The sequence below is a fragment of the Algoriphagus aquimarinus genome (assembly GCF_007997215.1).
Lineage (GTDB): Bacteria > Bacteroidota > Bacteroidia > Cytophagales > Cyclobacteriaceae > Algoriphagus > Algoriphagus aquimarinus_A.
The window spans coordinates 51,896-67,875 of sequence record NZ_VORW01000004.1 but is presented as its reverse complement, the minus strand read 5'-3'; the positions used below and the strand labels follow the sequence as shown (position 1 = coordinate 67,875).

The 15,980-nt window shown below is 40.8% G+C and carries 16 protein-coding genes and 1 other RNA gene; 10 read left to right on the top strand and 7 right to left on the bottom strand.

Going from position 1 to position 15,980, the window contains the following annotated elements; genetic code table 11:
* Positions 1-192 precede the first annotated feature (192 nt).
* The 9 genes from ESV85_RS09020 (at position 193) to ESV85_RS08980 (ending at position 8,344) form a co-directional block, all read left to right on the top strand.
* The gene (locus tag ESV85_RS09020; protein WP_146916781.1) at positions 193-735 is read left to right on the top strand and encodes a hypothetical protein; all 543 of its coding nucleotides are present in this window, start codon (positions 193-195) and stop codon (positions 733-735) included.
* A gap of 38 nt (positions 736-773) precedes the next feature.
* A complete protein-coding gene (locus ESV85_RS09015) occupies positions 774-1,004 on the top strand; it encodes a hypothetical protein (protein ID WP_146916779.1) in 231 nt (76 codons plus the stop codon).
* A 119-nt stretch (positions 1,005-1,123) separates the two neighbouring features.
* Positions 1,124-1,209, top strand: an RNA gene (ffs, locus tag ESV85_RS09010) — signal recognition particle sRNA small type.
* A gap of 449 nt (positions 1,210-1,658) precedes the next feature.
* A complete protein-coding gene (fsa, locus tag ESV85_RS09005) occupies positions 1,659-2,318 on the top strand; it encodes a fructose-6-phosphate aldolase (protein ID WP_146916778.1) in 660 nt (219 codons plus the stop codon).
* Positions 2,319-2,362: 44 nt separating this feature from the next.
* Positions 2,363-2,566 carry a fructose-6-phosphate aldolase gene (locus ESV85_RS09000; protein ID WP_092896667.1) on the top strand — a complete coding sequence of 68 codons (204 nt, stop codon included), beginning with the start codon at positions 2,363-2,365 and terminating at the stop codon, positions 2,564-2,566.
* Positions 2,567-2,568: 2 nt separating this feature from the next.
* Positions 2,569-3,279, top strand: a complete 711-nt coding sequence (locus ESV85_RS08995; protein ID WP_146916776.1) for a cell division ATP-binding protein FtsE — start codon at positions 2,569-2,571, stop codon at positions 3,277-3,279.
* A gap of 65 nt (positions 3,280-3,344) precedes the next feature.
* On the top strand, positions 3,345-4,742 hold the full coding sequence (locus tag ESV85_RS08990) for a S41 family peptidase (RefSeq protein ID WP_146916774.1): 1,398 nt from the start codon (positions 3,345-3,347) through the stop codon (positions 4,740-4,742).
* A 135-nt stretch (positions 4,743-4,877) separates the two neighbouring features.
* Positions 4,878-6,104, top strand: coding sequence for a S8 family peptidase (locus ESV85_RS08985; RefSeq protein ID WP_146916772.1), 1,227 nt, complete (start codon positions 4,878-4,880; stop codon positions 6,102-6,104).
* Between the two features lie 608 nt (positions 6,105-6,712).
* A complete protein-coding gene (locus tag ESV85_RS08980) occupies positions 6,713-8,344 on the top strand; it encodes an ABC-F family ATP-binding cassette domain-containing protein (protein ID WP_146916770.1) in 1,632 nt (543 codons plus the stop codon).
* A 127-nt stretch (positions 8,345-8,471) separates the two neighbouring features.
* On the opposite strand, the gene ESV85_RS08975 is transcribed toward ESV85_RS08980, so the two are convergent.
* The 5 genes from ESV85_RS08975 to ESV85_RS08955 form a co-directional block, all read right to left on the bottom strand.
* Positions 8,472-8,807 carry a type II toxin-antitoxin system RelE family toxin gene (locus tag ESV85_RS08975; protein WP_146916769.1) on the bottom strand — a complete coding sequence of 112 codons (336 nt, stop codon included), beginning with the start codon at positions 8,805-8,807 and terminating at the stop codon, positions 8,472-8,474.
* Positions 8,797-9,000, bottom strand: coding sequence for a hypothetical protein (locus ESV85_RS08970; RefSeq protein ID WP_146916767.1), 204 nt, complete (start codon positions 8,998-9,000; stop codon positions 8,797-8,799). Before ESV85_RS08970 ends, ESV85_RS08975 begins: the two co-directional genes overlap by 11 nt.
* Positions 9,001-9,144: 144 nt before the next feature.
* Positions 9,145-10,440, bottom strand: a complete 1,296-nt coding sequence (locus tag ESV85_RS08965) for a TRAP transporter large permease (RefSeq protein WP_146916765.1) — start codon at positions 10,438-10,440, stop codon at positions 9,145-9,147.
* Positions 10,440-10,928 carry a TRAP transporter small permease gene (locus tag ESV85_RS08960; protein ID WP_146916763.1) on the bottom strand — a complete coding sequence of 163 codons (489 nt, stop codon included), beginning with the start codon at positions 10,926-10,928 and terminating at the stop codon, positions 10,440-10,442. Before ESV85_RS08960 ends, ESV85_RS08965 begins: the two co-directional genes overlap by 1 nt.
* 24 nt (positions 10,929-10,952) lie before the next feature.
* Positions 10,953-11,939, bottom strand: coding sequence for a TRAP transporter substrate-binding protein (locus ESV85_RS08955; protein ID WP_146916762.1), 987 nt, complete (start codon positions 11,937-11,939; stop codon positions 10,953-10,955).
* A 345-nt stretch (positions 11,940-12,284) separates the two neighbouring features.
* Here ESV85_RS08955 and ESV85_RS08950 point away from each other — a divergent pair, with 345 nt between their 5' ends.
* The gene (locus ESV85_RS08950; RefSeq protein ID WP_146916760.1) at positions 12,285-13,931 is read left to right on the top strand and encodes a UxaA family hydrolase; all 1,647 of its coding nucleotides are present in this window, start codon (positions 12,285-12,287) and stop codon (positions 13,929-13,931) included.
* On the opposite strand, the gene ESV85_RS08945 is transcribed toward ESV85_RS08950, so the two are convergent.
* Together ESV85_RS08945 and yiaK are read right to left on the bottom strand one after the other, a co-directional pair.
* The gene (locus ESV85_RS08945) at positions 13,928-14,968 is read right to left on the bottom strand and encodes a Gfo/Idh/MocA family protein (protein WP_146916758.1); all 1,041 of its coding nucleotides are present in this window, start codon (positions 14,966-14,968) and stop codon (positions 13,928-13,930) included. The genes ESV85_RS08950 and ESV85_RS08945 overlap by 4 nt on opposite strands.
* Positions 14,965-15,978, bottom strand: a complete 1,014-nt coding sequence (gene yiaK / locus ESV85_RS08940) for a 3-dehydro-L-gulonate 2-dehydrogenase (RefSeq protein WP_146916756.1) — start codon at positions 15,976-15,978, stop codon at positions 14,965-14,967. The genes ESV85_RS08945 and yiaK overlap by 4 nt, the downstream gene beginning before the upstream one ends.
* Positions 15,979-15,980 lie beyond the last annotated feature (2 nt).

Here is a 15,980-nt window from a genome sequence, read left to right as displayed (position 1 = left end):
AAAGAGTAAGAATGCCACCACCAGTTTTTGTTTGCGATTGTTTTCATAAGAATGAGAGCAAATTTAGAAAGGGATTGTTAAGTACAAAGCATCTTTTTGTTTTTTTTCAAAAAAATCGAATTGTTATACTCAATCCTTTAAAACTTACTGAGTATAAAACCGTGAAAACCATTAGGTTCAAAAAACAACGTTATGAGATTTTTATTCGCAATTGTTGCACTTTTACTTACCTCAAGTGCCTATTCCCAAAGCAATCCTACATGGAGTACACCAGCTCATCAGATAAAGTACGGAGATGAAGCAGGAAAGCAAACCAATCTAAACATAGATCAAGGGTACCGCTTTGCGGATCTAAAAAGTGAATCTACAGAGTTGCGCTTTTTCTATAATAAAGATGCGCAGAGCATTCACAATGCAAGAATAGTCGATAAACAAACCAACGAGGAAATCGCTCGAGGTAAAGGAAGCTACTTTTTTGGAACTGCACGATTTGAATTCAAAGACGGTGAAACAATCAAGCTAAAAAGAAAGCGAAATGCCAATGGTTATGAAATAATCGGCCCATACGGTGTGCTTTTTAACGTGAAAAATCAAGGAATTGGCTATGCAAAGACCTACGGAGAGAAGGACTTCCTCCTTCAAGCATTTTATGTATTTGACAGAGTGAAAGAAACCCTAAGCCCATCTGATGAATACTATCAAGTCTACACTACCTCTTATTATTCCTCCAATTAAAGTCAAAAATGATTGGCTATTTTTATGAAAAAAAAATTATGGCAAAGGCATTTCCACAATATTTCAAACGAGTTTTTGACGATTACCAAGTATTAGTACAAGTAGATTCTGGCACATTTACTGGGATTGAATTGATCGTTCATCCCGACGGAAAAATAGAAAAAACAGAAATGGAGTTTGACGAGGATATTTTTGAGGATCTTGCAGAGGATGAATTCATCCATTGTAATGTCCTGGAATTCCAGATGCATCTTGCGAAAACGAAGTAATTTCAAATTTGAAATCTCAAATTTGAAATTAATGTTCCTCACTGTCAGCGCTAAAAGCGGCTGATTCTGCAATCCGGAGTAAGATTATTGGAAAGAATAATTTTCTCCTTACTTTTGTCCCGGCGGCACGACCAGCTCCTGCTGAATCCCCCAGGTCCGGAAGGAAGCAAGGGTAGGTGGTTGAGCGGTGCGATGCCGCTTCTTTTTTGTCCTAAATTTTTTATGGAAATCAATTAACCATATGGGACACGAACTCTACAAAACCTCACTTCACCCTCTTTAGCTATAGAGACTTTCTTTTTCAAATTGGCAATTGCTCATTGAATTTGATCATTGACAACACCTTCAATCCCGATAGTTATAATGACGAACTGACTCAAAAGTAGTCAAAACACTACTCATAGCTCACCACTAACTACTTACAATTTTTCTCTTCACCACTTCACACCAACTTTTGAAGTGTTAATTCTTCAATGTTTTTTGCCTCACCTCTCCAATCAGGTTCTAAATCTTGATTTATCTTCTAACTTTGTTTTCACAATCAAATCCATTTGGAATCATGCTTTTTAAATGGCTTTTGCCCTGTTTTTAAAGAAAGACAGGAATAACAAAACCTGAGAAAAGAGGTTTCCATACCTATTAAACAATTCAAACATGAAATTCTTTATTGACACAGCCAACCTAGATGACATTCGCGAAGCTTATGACCTAGGTGTTTTAGACGGTGTAACAACCAATCCTTCCCTAATGGCCAAAGAAGGCATCAGTGGGGACGAAAAAGTAAGAGCTCACTACAAAGCGATCTGTGAAATCGTAGATGATAAAGTAAGTGCTGAAGTAATCTCTACAGATTACGAAGGAATGATCAGAGAAGGTAAAGAACTTGCGAAGATCGATGACAAGATCGTAGTGAAAATCCCGATGATCAAAGACGGTGTGAAAGCGCTTAAATATTTCAGCAACGAGGGAATCCGTACAAACTGTACATTAATTTTCTCTGCAGGTCAAGCTCTTTTGGCGGCAAAAGCAGGAGCATCATACGTATCTCCTTTTATAGGCAGACTAGATGACATCGGTTTTGACGGGATGGATCTTATCGCTCAGATCGTTCATATCTATGGCAATTACGGATTTGAGACTGAAGTTCTTGCAGCGTCTGTAAGACATACCATGCACTTATTGAAATGTGCTGAAGCTGGTGCTGACGTAGTGACTTGTCCATTGAAAGTAATCACTGGCTTGTTAAATCATCCACTTACCGATTCTGGTTTGGCAACATTTTTGGCAGATCACGCGAAGGCAGCTGGAAAATAACACATGAAAGACCGGCTACTGTCGGTCTTTTTTTAATTCCCCCTATGTATATTATCAAAGTAAAAGGCAAAGCGAAAATCCCTGATTACATACAGATCAGAGATGAAAACTTTGTATTGGTTGCCTATTTCAGGGCCGATAGACCCTTGAAAAAAATAGAGAAATTTGGTCTGGAAGGAAAGGAAGAAGAACTTGAAGCGTTAATCAAAGGTCTTCCTTTTGGGAAATTGCAAAAATTAGAATTATAAGAATGGACTTCAGTACTCAGCCTGTACTTCAGGTAAACCAGGCGACGATCTTTCAGGGAATAGACCCTATACTTACCAATGTGAATTTTTCGGTAGAGCAGCACGAATTTGTGTTTCTAATCGGAAGAACTGGTAGCGGCAAAAGCTCCTTATTAAAAACACTCTATGCAGATCTTGAGTTAAGAAGTGGAAGTGCTGAGGTAGCAGGATTTAACCTGGAAAATATTAAGACCAAAGAGATCCCATTTCTAAGAAGGAAAATCGGGATCATTTTTCAAGATTTCCAACTCTTCAATGATCGCTCTGTAGCTGAAAATCTAGCATTTGTCATGAGAGCCACAGGTTGGAAAGACAAAGCAAAAATCAATGAACGAATGGCTGAAGTACTGCTTTTAGTAGGGTTAAATAATGCTTCTAGCAAAATGCCTCACCAATTATCCGGCGGAGAGCAACAACGTGTAGTGATCGCGAGAGCTTTGCTAAATGAGCCATCGATTTTACTGGCTGATGAGCCTACTGGAAATCTTGACCCAGATGTAGCAGATGGCATCTTCAAACTTTTCCAAGAGATTAATAAAAAGGGAACTGCTATATTAATGGCAACCCATAATTATGATTTACTTCGTAAGTACCCATATCGTGTATTAAAATGCGAAAATGGAGAGCTACTGGACAGTCAAACACATGACGTGTCTTATGGTTCTACTTATTAATATTTCTTGTCTTAATCAACCGGAATTGCAAATGCTACGTTTGTAATTATCCAAACTTCCCAAATATGAAATCTACCCTACTCTCAAGAGCTTTCTTCTTTGTAATTCTAAGTGGATTACTTTGGAGCTGTAACAAAGACGATGATAAAGATCCTGTTATCGACGCTGAACTCACGCTAGAAGAAGAAATCAACAATTGGATTTATGATGTGATGGATGAAGTTTACTATTGGAGACTTAATCTAGGCACTCCAATCGCAGCGACTTCTGACCCTACGGATTACTTCAAATCCTTACTCTACACTCCTACAGATCGTTTTTCAGTAATTTATCCAGATTATCAAGAACTGATAAACTCGCTGAGCGGAATTTCTTTAGATCCCGGATACGAATTTAAATTGTACAGAATCCCTGATTCCGACGACGTCTACGCTGAGGTTCTTTATGTAAAGAAAAACAGTCCAGCTGCATCTAAAGATTTGAAGCGTGGTGATGCGATTGTAGCTATAAACGGAAAACAGATAACTGTAAATAATTATAGAGAGCTTCTGGATGAAACTGAAACTACCCATACTATTAAACCATTGCGATATAGCGACGAAGCTGGAGCATATGTGGCAATGGATGATATTTCGATTACACCAGTGGAATTCTCGGAAGACCCTAATTTTCTTGACACAGTATACACGATAAATAATCAAAAAATCGGATATGTGATTTACAACTTTTTTGCCCCAGGCACTGCTTCGGACAACACAAAGTATGACAATGAAATGGATGCTATTTTTGCCAAATTGAAGGCAGAAAATGTAAACAATTTAGTATTGGATCTTCGCTACAATGGTGGTGGGTACGTATCCTCTGCCGTAAATCTAGCTAGCCTAATAGCTCCTGGAGTTACTAGCTCTGACATTTTCTCAAAAACCAAATACAACAAGTTACTTGCTTCAGAAATACCCGCATTGAGCAGCGTGAAAACCGCGTTTTTGAATAAAGCTCAAAACCTTGGCAATACCTTAAACGATAGCCGTCTCTATGTTCTAACCTCTGGCGGAACAGCTTCAGCATCGGAATTAATTATCAATGGACTAAAGCCCTACATGGATGTCTTTCTTATAGGTGCTGTCACTTACGGTAAAAACGTAGGTTCAATCGCGATTGAAGATGAAAAAAATCCTGACAATGCTTATGGCTTGTTACCGATCGTAACGCAAAGCTTCAATAGTTTGGATCAATCGGATTACAGCACAGGATTCACACCAAACATAGCTATCAATGAAAATACTGAGAGACTTAAATCATTGGGAGATGTAAATGAGATAATGCTCAGAACAGCCATCGAGCAAATCACAGGTGTCCCTTCATCAGGGAGATTCATCAAAATAGATCGAGAGGAAGTAGCTAATACACTTGATAAGAAAATTAGGACTGGGAAGATGATAGAATCTCCCATTATAAAATAATCTCCAAGCCCCGACATTCGGGGCTTTTTTTTACTCTAATCGAGCACTAAATTTTGGTTTTCACAAATTAATTGAAGAGATTATGTTGCTTGATCACTTAGAGTCAAGGTAATAACAATCTATAACCACTTACATATGACCATCCCAAATCAACTTTGGAAAAAGCCTGTACTATGTGCAGGAGTCCTGCTAGCGTTTCTTGCTTTCTCTTGTCAGCAGGAAGCCGAATCGCCAATCACCGGTGATTCAATGGAGTTTGTTGGATACAAATCAGGAGACATTATACCTGGGAAGTACATTGTTACTTTTCAACCTTCGGAAATAAATTTCCGGAAAGATTTATCTTACGTTGCAACTCAGGATGCTATGCGTAAAACAAGTTCTGCGCTTTTGGCAAAGTATAGAATAGCCGAAGAAAACTTGACTTATGTCTATGGAAATTCTATTCAAGGTTTCGCTGTCACTCTATCTGATGAGCAACTCGAATCCATCTCCAAAGACCCATCAGTAAAAGGAATAGAACCTGATCGCATAATTGCACTAGCACCACCATCAGGTAAAAAACCAGGAAATGGTGGAGGAGGAGGATCTACTAGTCAGCAAACTCCTTACGGAATTACCAGAGTAGGAGGAGGAGCAACTTACTCAGGCTCTAAAAAGGCATACATCATCGATTCAGGAATTGACTCTTCCCACCCAGACCTAAATGTGAATATCACTGCAGGATTCAATGCTTTTTCAAGTGGAAGAGATTCAGACCTTGCCACAGATGGCAATGGCCATGGTACACACGTATCAGGAACTATCGGAGCAATTAATAATTCAATAGGCGTAATTGGTGTGGCTGCTGGTGTGACTGTAGTGCCAGTGAAAGTATTGGATTCTAGAGGTTCTGGATCTTATTCAGGAGTGATTGCTGGAGTGGATTATGTTACAGCAAATGCGAATTCAGGTGACGTAGCTAACATGAGTTTGGGCGGCCCTGTATCCTCAGCATTAGACGCTGCAGTTGTTGCATTAGGCGGAGCTGGAGTAAAAGTTGCACTTGCTGCTGGAAATGAATCAGATGATGCAAATAATCACTCCCCTGCTAGAGCTAACGGAACAAACATTTATACTGTTTCAGCCATAGACAGTTCAGATAGATTTGCATCCTTTTCTAACTATGGCAATCCTCCAATTGATTTTGCGGCCCCAGGTGTAGGAGTGCTTTCTACCGTACCAGGAGGCTATGCTAGCTATAGCGGAACTTCCATGGCATCACCACACGTATGTGGGTTATTGATCTGGGGCATTCCAAGTAACGGAGGAACTGCTATCGGAGATCCAGACGGCAATTCAGACATCATAGCTATTAGATAAGCTTCTAAAGACTATTCAAAAGGTGATTCTGATGAATCACCTTTTTTCTCATTATCAAATTGTTAAGTTTCTCTATTTCAAAAGGTTCCTTTAGAATTGCTGTTAAATTTGAGATTCAACTTTGAATGTCATGGAAATTGCAGCTAGTTTTTTACTTATTCTATCTATTTACTTTCTAGGTTGTCTTGCACTCGTGCAAGAGATAGTAAGACCAAATCGGCAGTTGATTATAGAAGGCAACACAAAAAAAGGGCAATGGGTGACTAATTATCCAAAGATCATCTCGTTGAGCTTTGGCATCTCTTTACTAACAACCTTCATCGCGTATTACCTATTTCTTAGGTAAGAAAAACACATACAATTCTTACACAAAAGGCTTCTAAATAATACTTGGAAGCCTTTTTATATTAATGTATCCGTTACCTCAGGCAAAATGGTTTTCGCCCTTTCTAGTAAAAAAAAAGTGTATACATACTACCAGCAAAGCATCTTTCCCCTATTAAGGTCAATGATGTTCACATTTCAATTCCTGACAGAAAGGCAATTTTTTAATCTTTCAATTTTTCAATCTTCAATTTCTTACCTTTGCCGCTTCACTTCCAATACTTATGATTTCAGTAGATAATGTCGCCGTCATACACAGCGGTTCCACACTCTTTAGTAATATTTCTTTTGCCATCAACGAAACCGATAAGATCGCCCTTATGGGTAAAAACGGTGCTGGTAAATCCACGCTCCTGAAGATTATTGCAGGTCAGACCAAACCTAGTTCTGGTTCTGTGTCTGCGCCAAAGGACTTTATTGTGGCTTATCTTCCACAGCATCTACTGACTTCAGATGATTGCTCAGTGATGGATGAAACTTCCAAAGCTTTCGCCAGCTACCTCTATATGAAGACGGAGATAGAGCGAATAAATGAGGAATTGACCATGCGAACGGACTACGAATCAGATGAATATTATAAGTTGATTGAGCAAGTTTCTGAGTTATCTGAGAAATTCTACGCCATCGAGGAAGTGAATTATGAAGCAGAAGTTGAAAAGGTATTGATTGGATTAGGTTTCGAAAGAGCTGACTTGACACGTTCTACTTCGGAGTTTTCCGGAGGCTGGAGAATGCGAATTGAGCTGGCGAAGATCCTTTTGCAAAAGCCTGATTTGATTCTTCTGGATGAGCCTACCAACCACTTGGATATTGAATCGATTCAGTGGCTGGAAGATTTTTTATTGAACAAAGCCAAAGCAGTAGTCGTGATTTCTCACGATAGAGCATTTGTGGATAATATCACCACGCGGACTATTGAGTTGACTATGGGTCGTATGTACGACTACAAAGCCAAATACAGTCATTACCTAGAACTCAGAAGAGAACGTCGCGAGCAACAACAAAAGCAATACGAAGAGCAACAGGCTGTCATTGCCGATATACAAGGATTTATCGACCGATTCAAAGGCACGTATTCCAAAACGCTCCAAGTGCAATCCCGCGTGAAAATGCTGGAGAAAATGGATATCATAGAAGTCGATGAGGTAGATAGCTCTGCCTTGAAACTCCGCTTCCCTCCTTCCCCGAGATCTGGTAACTATCCAGTGATCGTCGAAGACATGAGCAAAAAATATGATGAGCATGTTGTGTTCAAAAATGCTTCCATGACCATAGAGCGTGGCCAGAAAATCTCTTTTGTCGGTAAAAACGGGGAAGGTAAATCCACCATGATCAAAGCGATTATGGGAGAAATCGAATTTGAAGGTAAATGCGAATTGGGTCACAATTCCATGATCGGATATTTTGCTCAGAACCAAGCTTCACTTTTGGACGAAAACTTGACGATTTTTGAAACCATAGATTACATAGCTGTAGGTGAAGTTCGGACGAAGGTGAAAGATATTTTGGGAGCATTTATGTTCAAAGGAGATGATATCAACAAGAAAGTGAAAGTCCTTTCTGGTGGAGAGAAAACACGTCTGGCGATGATTAAACTATTGCTAGAGCCGGTGAACTTGCTGATCCTCGATGAGCCTACCAATCACTTGGATATGAAGACCAAGGACATCATCAAGGATGCGCTGAAAGCTTTCGACGGCACTTTAATCATTGTATCTCACGATAGAGATTTCTTGGATGGTCTGGTGACCAAAGTATTTGAATTTGGGAATAAGCGAGTGAAAGAGCACTTCGAAGATATTAACGGCTTCCTTAGAAATAAGAAGATTGAGAATTTGAAGGAAGTGGAGAGGTAGTCGGATGTCGGGTGTTTGGTGACCGATGTCGGATGCCTGGGCGCCGCGGCGGCTCGGATGTCGGATGAAACGAACTCCGTTAGAAATTTAGATTTCCATGTTTAGAGAAAAATACACGAAAATGTTTCTATTCTTCGATCGACACCTGACCTATCAGGAGTTTTAGTTCTCTATCCGTTAGTGAGGACTTTTCTGATTTGTCATAAATATCCAACAAGTAAATCTTGTTTTTGACAAGCTTCACAAAAGTGATTATTCTAGCTCCTCCGGATTTCCCTTTTCCTTTTGAAGATATTACTAAACGTATTTTAAAACAATCTTTACCAAGGGGCTTTCCTAATGTGGGGTTTTCAAGTAATTGAGTGACTAACGACCTCAAATCACCTTTCACTGACTTATGTTTCTTTGCGATTTTCTTAAGACTTTTCTCAAAAGAATCTGTCACTAAAACCTCAAAGCTCATTTAGAACATCCACTATGTTTTTAAGCTTTTTTCCGTCTTTCTCATGAGCTTTCACCTCTTCAAATGAATTCAAAATGCGCTCAATCATTTCGCTTTTTGACTGCGTTTTAATAGAAATCAGCTCCAAATCAGCCAAATCATTTAAAATACTTTTGACTTTAGGATTTAATATCTGGATAGTTATTGATTCCATTGCGTGATTGTTTAGCTACTTACAATTTACGGAAATCTTCATCTAAAGATCAAACCAGGCTAAAACAAAAAACAGCAGTCGTTAAACTGCCGTTTTTTGTTTTGAATTATACATCGGACATGCGACATCAATCACCTGACTATTCTACACCCCAAACACTCTAGGTAGCCAAAGTGATATTTCTGGGAATAGCATGATCAGAATCAAGGCCAAGACCATTGCCAAATAGAATGGCAACATGGGTTTCATGATCTTTTGTATAGTCGTATTTGCCACCCCTACACCGATAAAAAGAATTGAGCCCACAGGCGGAGTACAAAGTCCTATACATAGGTTGAGGACCATCATAATTCCAAAATGAACTGGATCCACACCCAATGCTGTCACTACTGGAAGGAAAATTGGAGTGAAAATCAGTACTGCTGGAGTCATATCCATAAAAATCCCCACAAAGAGCAACAGTAAATTGATCATAATCAAAATCACAAAAATATTGTCACTTAATCCCAACAGCGCATTGGAGATATTTTGAGGAATGTCCTCGCTCGACATCACCCAAGACATCGCCATTGACGTCGCGATCAAAAGCATCACTACTGCTGTAGTCTCAGCTGCCTTCAATAATACCGAAGGCAAGTCCTTCGCCTTCAATTCTCGATAGATCATAGACAAGACCAGGGAATAAACCACGGCAATAGCTGAAGCCTCAGTCGCTGTAAATACTCCTCCGATGATCCCTCCAATGACTACTATCAACAAAAATAAGCTTGGTACTGCTTGCCAGAATGTCTTCAAAATCAATTTAAAAGAAGAACCTTCTCCAGCTGGAAGTTTATGAACTCTCACCATGATCGCCGCTGTCACCATCAACAACCCACCGACTAACAGCCCTGGCAAATACCCTGCAACGAATAGTGCCGCAACGGAGACTCCACCTGAGGCAAGTGAATAAACGATCAACACATTGGACGGAGGAATGATCAATCCAGTCGTAGAAGAAGTGATATTTACGGCTGCTCCAAGTTCTTTAGGATAACCTTCTTTCTCCATTCTTTTACCAAGGATACCCCCCATAGAAGATGCTGCAGCTACCGCTGAACCTGCAATCGCACCCATGAGCATGGCTGCAATAATATTTACGTGTAGCAATCCGCCTCGCATTCTACCAGTAAGGGCTTTAGCAAATTCAATCAGACGGTTGGCTATTCCTCCTCGATTCATTAGTTCTCCTGCGAGAATAAAAAACGGAATTGCCAGCAAGGAAAAACTATCTAATCCCGTACCCATACGCTGTGCGATGGTTGTGATTGCCGGCATAGTTTGAACTGTCACCATCAACGTTAGCATACTGGAAAGACCAAGACTCCATGCTACCGGCACACCAATCCCTAAAAAGAAAAGAAAGGAAATCACTAATATTAATACGCTTAAAATCTCCATTACACGGTAGCTTTTATACTTGTCAAAAATTTAATAGCCACTAGTTGGTAGTAAATCACCAATAGCCCGCTAAAAGGGATAATAGCGTAGATATACGCTAGAGGAATCTGCAGTACCGCTGATCTCTGCTCTAGGACAAAAGTCAGGTAAACAAGATTTGAGCCTCCAATAACCATTACCACCAAAGCAAAGGTCAAAACACAGCAATTAATCAAAATCATTAATTTATCCTGTGCTTTATCCTTCAGTTTAGTAAGGAGAATATCAATGGCTAAATGCTCATTTTTCCCTGCAACATAGGCAGCTCCCAGCATTCCTACCCAGATCAACATATAGCGTGAGAGTTCATCTGTGAATGAACTTGGACTTTGAAATACATAGCGAGAGACCACCTGCCAAGTCACATTGACCACCATGAGTGCCATCAATACGACCAGAAAATTGCCAATCCATTTATCCAGATTTAGCTTGGTATGGGGTGAAAACATAGGTTAATATTATTGGGTTGTTGATTATTTTACTGCGCGGATTTGCTCCACTATTTTATAGATTTCTGGCTGCTGAACTTTCAAGTCAGTGTACATAGACTCCACTGCCGCACGAAATGGCTCCTTGTCTGGATAGCTGATCGTCACACCCGCTTTCTCCAATTCCCGTAAAGATTCCGCCGTAGCCTCAGCCCAGATTTTATATTCGTAGGTAGCTGATTCATCTGCTGCCTCTTGTAGCCATTTTTGCTGTTGCTCACTGAGGCTTTCCCACACTTTGGTACTCACGATCATTACATCAGGCAATGCTGTATGCTCGTCAATGCTATAAAATTTACAAACTTCGTAGTGCTTGGAAGTATAAAGACTCGGCGCATTATTCTCAGCTCCATCGACGATACCTTGCTGCAGCGCAGTGTAAAGTTCTCCATAAGAAACGGGTGTAGGAGAACCTCCAAGGCTTTTTACCATATTGGAAGCCGTATTACTTTCCATCACTCGGATCTTCAAACCTGCCAGATCTGCAGGTGACTCTACTGGCTTATCTTTAGTATAAAAACTTCTTTTGCCGGAATCGTAATAGCAAAGACCTCGAAGAAGGTATTTCTGGGGATCTAGCAAAAGCTTCTTGCCTATTTCACCTTGCAAAACGGAAAGTTGATGTGCATCATCACGAAAAAGGTACGGCATTCCAAAAACCTGCATAGTAGGAGCAAAACCTTCTAATGCAGCAGAAGATACTTTTGTCATGCCCAAACTTCCTATTTGAAGAAGTTCTACAAGCTCACGCTCGGAACCAAGTTGTTGATTGGGATAAATTTTTACGACCATTTCGCCACCAGACTTTTCCTCTACTTTTTTGGCTAAATAAAGCATGGCCTCATGCACAGGATGGGTCACCCCAAGACCGTGACCAAGCTTAATGATCCGCTTAGAGGAAGGCCCCTTACAGGAAGAAACCGAGAAGACGAGAACTAGGATGGAGAGAAAAAAGAGTTTGTTTTTATTCATGGGTTTAATGAAAATTGAAAGCTAATAGCAATAATAGCCCTTTCTACACTGTGTTTTTCGAAGAATTACGGAATCGATTTATGAGTTCATACTATTCCCTCAGCTAAAGGATGTTTTATTAAGGGAAATTCAATTTTTAGAAACTTATCTTTGATTTATTTGAGCATAAGCAAATCTTAAAATACCTTTCATATTCCTATCATGAAAGCAAATCTTCATATCATCTTTCAAAAACTCATATTGACGAATTCAATGGGGATTTTTAAATCTAAAACTCTCCTTCGCAATACTAAACAGAAAACCGTACTTTGCGCAATCGGTTGCATAATTTAATAATTAATCCCTATGAACCATAAAACATTACAGATTCATCCAAAAGACAATGTTTTAGTAGCCTTACAAGATCTAAAATCAGGAGAAAACATAAGTTTTTCCGGAAATTCCATAATCCTAAAAGACGACATCCCAGCTAAGCATAAGTTCGCAATCCATGACTTAAACAAGGGCGATCAGGTCTATATGTATGGAGGAATCGTAGGCAAAGCTCTTTCAACTATCCCCTCTGGCGGCGTGCTTAGTACTCAAAATGTAACGCATGAAGCGGAGGATTTTGGTCAAAAAACAGGCGATTACCAGTGGGATGCTCCAGATATCAGCAAATTCAAAGGCAAAACTTTTATGGGTTTTCACCGACCTGATGGTCAAGTGGGAACTGGAAATTACTGGTTGGTAATTCCTATGGTTTTCTGCGAAAACAGGAACGTGGACATTATCAAAGATGCCTTTATAGAAGAACTTGGTTTTGGCAAACCAAATCCATTTAAGAAAATGGTAAGAGAAATGGCTAGCCTCTATAAGTCTGGTCAAAGCAATTCTTTCGATACGGTTTCTGTAGAAACGCTCGTAGAGAAGACTGAAGAAAGACTTTTTGAAAATATAGACGGAATCAAATTCCTAAATCACCAAGTGGGCTGCGGTGGCACGAGAACGGATTCTCAGGCACTTTGCGCACTTATCGCTGGCTATATCAACAATCCGAATGTAGCCGGAGCGACCATTTTGAGCTTGGGCTGTCAAAATGCTCAGTCTTCCTACATGGAAGAAAAACTACGCCTAATCAATCCTGATTTCAAGAAAACTTTGATCATTCTTGAGCAGCAAGTAGAAGGAACCGAGCAGCAATTACTTACTAGGGCTATCAAAGAAACCTTTGTAGGCATGGCTGAAGCCAATACACAAACCCGTCAGCCTGCTCCTCTGAGCAAATTGGTAGTAGGTCTAGAATGTGGTGGCTCGGACGGTTTCTCGGGAATTTCTGCTAATCCAGCTGTAGGCTATGCTGCTGATTTGGTGGTTGCCTTGGGCGGAATCGCAATATTATCTGAGTTCCCTGAGCTTTGCGGGGTAGAGCAAGAATTGATCAACCGCTGCGTTTCGGATGAAAAAGCTGAGCGCTTCTCTTCTTTGATGCGTCTATATGCCGCAGCAGCAGAAGCGTCAGGATCTGGTTTTGACATGAATCCAAGCCCTGGAAATATTAAGGATGGTCTCATCACAGATGCTATGAAGTCTTCTGGAGCCGCCAAAAAAGGTGGTACTTCACCGGTAACTGATGTGCTTGACTATGGAGAATATGTAAACACCCCAGGTCTGAATTTGCTTTGCACTCCTGGAAATGATGTGGAAAGCACTACGGCAATGGCTGGAGCGGGGGCAAATATGATTCTTTTCACGACTGGTCTAGGCACTCCTACAGGAAACCCGGTGACACCTGTGATCAAAGTTTCCTCCAATCACAAACTATCCGAGCGTATGCCTGATATCATCGATATCAACACAGGTTTTGTGATCTCAGGTGAGAAAAACATCCAGCAGATGGGCGAAGAAATCTTGGAGAAAGTAATCCGAGTGGCTAGCGGCGAAGAGAAATCCAAAGCGATGATTCTTGGCCAAGATGACTTTATTCCTTGGAAACGAGGCGTTTCGCTTTAAATATGATCTAAAAAGGGAAGTTCGACTTCCTTCTCTAGTTCTGAAGATCTATAAATGGCTCGGATCAGCTCGACTGATTTTCGAGCCATTTTTCCTTCTACCAAAACTGGCTCATTTTTCTCGATCGCATTCAAGTAATGTTCCCATTGGGCTTTATGAAGTGCATGGCCGATAGCCATCGGATCTGCAGCACCTGAGCCCGTAATAGTATCAGCTATAATTGGCTCGCTTTGTTCACCTTGAATACTCCATTGGATGAGCTTTCCTGCTTCCAATACAGCTGACCCATTTTTTCCGAAAATCTCTAAACGCTCTGGCAAGCCTGGATATAAAGCTGTAGAAGCAGTAATATTCCCCAAAGCTTTATTTTCAAAAGTCACAAGTGCAGCGCCTAGATCTTCCCCTTCTATAGGATGAAGCGCTGTTTTTACTTTTGCAAAAACTGACTGCACATCACCCATGATATCAAGCAAAAGATCAATCGTATGAATGCCCTGATTCATGAATGCTCCGCCACCATCGCCTTCTAGCGTGCCCTTCCAGGGACTTCCGCTGTAATATTCTGGAGCTCTGTACCAGTTCACATGCGCATTACCCATCAGAAGCTTTCCGAATTTACCTTCTCGTACAGCCGCTTTGAGTTTGAGATAATCAGCCGAAAATCGATTCTGAAAAATAACTCCGAGCTTCACACCATTTTCCTCACAGGCATCAATTAACTGATCTGCTCTGTTTAGATTTATTTCAATTGGCTTCTCTATCAACAAGTGTTTACCAGCTTTGGCTGCTAGTAAGCCCGCTTCCATATGATGTCCACTTGCGGTGCAAATACAGACAATATCGAGCTCAGGGTGAGTCAAAAAAGCGGAGATATCGGAATAAGTATCAATGCCAAATTTCTCCTTAGCAGCCTTAGCCCTCTCGGACGAACTGCTGCAAAGTGCCACCAATTCAGCATTTTCAATTTCACTGATTGCATCTGCATGCTTTCCAGTGATTGCACCAGTCCCTACGATTCCAATTTTTAATTTCCTCATGAGTTCAATTCATTTTGAAGTTCGGACCAAAGCTTCTCTGAGATCGGCACTCCATTTTTTAGATTTTTATTTCGGGTTTCTAATGTATTCTCTCCTGGGTAGCGAACCGATTTCTCTCCAAAAGTTGAGGAGCTTTTCAGGTCTTCAATTAATGCATCCGATTTAGTTTCTATCCATTCTGTGAGTTCGAGTTTGGTTGGGTCAAAGCAAAGGAAAACTTGCGAAACAGCGCTTTCATGACCTGATTTCCCTACTTCGAAAGAAGCATTTCCGCCAGACAGCACGGCTGCGAGCAAATCCAAAACCATGCTAAGCCCTGAGCCTTTCCACAAGCCGATCGGTAATCCAAGATGGTTATTGATGACAGTTCCAGGGTCTTTGGTCAGATTTCCTTCATCGTCAAAGCCTGCCTCATAATCCATTTGCTCACCTTTTGCTTGGGCTATACTTAGCTTCCCGTAGGCAAACTGCGTGAAAGCCATATCCAAAACCACTGGACCTTTTGCTCGGGGAATCGCTATCACAAGCGGATTATTTCCAATTTTAGGTTCGCTGCCACCCCATGCTGGCATATTGGGAATCGTATTTGTGAAACAAATACCTATGCATCCCTCCTCCACAGCTTGCCAACCAAAGTTCCCACCGCGCATCCAGTGATTGGTGTTTTGCAAGGTGACACAGCTAATTCCGAATTCTTTGGAAAGCTGAATAGCGCGATTCATGGCAAAATCTGCATTTAGATTCCCCACTCCCTCCTGACCATCCCAGCGTTCAAACATGGCAAGTTGGCTCAAAGCGGCAGGTTCCTTGTCTGGATTAACCAAGCCTTTTTTGATAAAGTCTAGGAAAAGGAAGAAACGATTTGCGCCATGTGAGCGCACGCCATCCAAGTCAGCCTTTGCAAAAAGAAGAGCACATCGCTGCGCCCGCTCTTCTGAAAATCCATACTTAAGTAATATTTCCTTCAGCGTGGTACTGATTTGCTCGAAAGGAATGTGAAGATCTATCATTG

Coding starts and splice junctions, on each gene's coding strand:
- ESV85_RS09020 (WP_146916781.1), top strand. CDS start 193: ATGAGATTTTTATTCGCAATTGTTGCACTTTTACTTACCTCAAGTGCC.
- ESV85_RS09015 (WP_146916779.1), top strand. CDS start 774: ATGGCAAAGGCATTTCCACAATATTTCAAACGAGTTTTTGACGATTAC.
- fsa (WP_146916778.1), top strand. CDS start 1,659: ATGAAATTCTTTATTGACACAGCCAACCTAGATGACATTCGCGAAGCT.
- ESV85_RS09000 (WP_092896667.1), top strand. CDS start 2,363: ATGTATATTATCAAAGTAAAAGGCAAAGCGAAAATCCCTGATTACATA.
- ESV85_RS08995 (WP_146916776.1), top strand. CDS start 2,569: ATGGACTTCAGTACTCAGCCTGTACTTCAGGTAAACCAGGCGACGATC.
- ESV85_RS08990 (WP_146916774.1), top strand. CDS start 3,345: ATGAAATCTACCCTACTCTCAAGAGCTTTCTTCTTTGTAATTCTAAGT.
- ESV85_RS08985 (WP_146916772.1), top strand. CDS start 4,878: ATGACCATCCCAAATCAACTTTGGAAAAAGCCTGTACTATGTGCAGGA.
- ESV85_RS08980 (WP_146916770.1), top strand. CDS start 6,713: ATGATTTCAGTAGATAATGTCGCCGTCATACACAGCGGTTCCACACTC.
- ESV85_RS08975 (WP_146916769.1), bottom strand. CDS start 8,807: ATGAGCTTTGAGGTTTTAGTGACAGATTCTTTTGAGAAAAGTCTTAAG.
- ESV85_RS08970 (WP_146916767.1), bottom strand. CDS start 9,000: ATGGAATCAATAACTATCCAGATATTAAATCCTAAAGTCAAAAGTATT.
- ESV85_RS08965 (WP_146916765.1), bottom strand. CDS start 10,440: ATGGAGATTTTAAGCGTATTAATATTAGTGATTTCCTTTCTTTTCTTT.
- ESV85_RS08960 (WP_146916763.1), bottom strand. CDS start 10,928: ATGTTTTCACCCCATACCAAGCTAAATCTGGATAAATGGATTGGCAAT.
- ESV85_RS08955 (WP_146916762.1), bottom strand. CDS start 11,939: ATGAATAAAAACAAACTCTTTTTTCTCTCCATCCTAGTTCTCGTCTTC.
- ESV85_RS08950 (WP_146916760.1), top strand. CDS start 12,285: ATGAACCATAAAACATTACAGATTCATCCAAAAGACAATGTTTTAGTA.
- ESV85_RS08945 (WP_146916758.1), bottom strand. CDS start 14,968: ATGAGGAAATTAAAAATTGGAATCGTAGGGACTGGTGCAATCACTGGA.
- yiaK (WP_146916756.1), bottom strand. CDS start 15,978: ATGATAGATCTTCACATTCCTTTCGAGCAAATCAGTACCACGCTGAAG.